The sequence below is a fragment of the Nocardioides oceani genome, assembly GCF_030412965.1.
Classification (GTDB): domain Bacteria; phylum Actinomycetota; class Actinomycetes; order Propionibacteriales; family Nocardioidaceae; genus Nocardioides; species Nocardioides oceani.
In genome coordinates, this window is record NZ_JAUHJQ010000221.1 from 1 (window position 1) to 239 (window position 239).

At 81.6% G+C, this 239-nt stretch carries 1 pseudogene; it reads right to left on the minus strand.

Going from position 1 to position 239, the window contains the following annotated elements:
• Positions 1 to 239: pseudogene (locus QWY28_RS23850) on the minus strand (serine/threonine-protein kinase); the annotation flags it as partial.

The following is a 239-nucleotide window of genomic DNA, read 5'->3' on the forward strand; positions in this document are numbered from 1 at the left end:
GGTCCTCGCGGTCGACCGCCAGCGCCCGGCGCACCACCGCGTCGGTCGCGCCGGGGAACGGCCGCTCCGGCGTCGAGAGCGGCGGCGGCGCGGCCGGGGCGGCCGCGGCGCCGAGCGTGGGGTGGGTGTACGGCGCGCGGCCGGCCAGCAGCAGGTAGGCCAGCGCGCCGAGGGAGTACTGGTCCGCGCGAGCGTCCAGCGGCTCGGCCTGCGCCTGCTCGGGCGCCACGAAGGTCGGC